Below are 255 nucleotides of genomic sequence, written 5' to 3' on the forward strand. Positions count from 1 at the left end.
TGTTATCCGTGTTTTCTACCTCCCGGGTACCGGCACCCGTCAAAGTGAAACGCTGGCCTGACGCATGGTAGATGTAACCGCCGAATAGATTCGGTCCGTGAGACACCAAAGCGACCACCGCATTCTGCCCGGCGGGGGTCAGATTAACGCCCGCCCCATTATTGACGATGATTGCCCCATTGATGGCGGCGGTCAGGTTCGGATTAGCCGTGCTCAGCAGGGTACCGGCCCCATAGCTGTACACGCCGGCACCGC

1 protein-coding gene is annotated in these 255 nt (G+C 59.6%); it reads right to left on the reverse strand.

Annotated elements, in window-relative coordinates:
- On the reverse strand, positions 1 to 255 hold a 255-nt coding region (locus PZA18_RS24755; protein WP_284103538.1), incomplete at both ends, for a hypothetical protein.

Origin of the sequence: Parachitinimonas caeni, assembly GCF_030129945.1 — a bacterium.
Classification (GTDB): Bacteria; Pseudomonadota; Gammaproteobacteria; order Burkholderiales; family Chitinimonadaceae; genus Parachitinimonas; species Parachitinimonas caeni.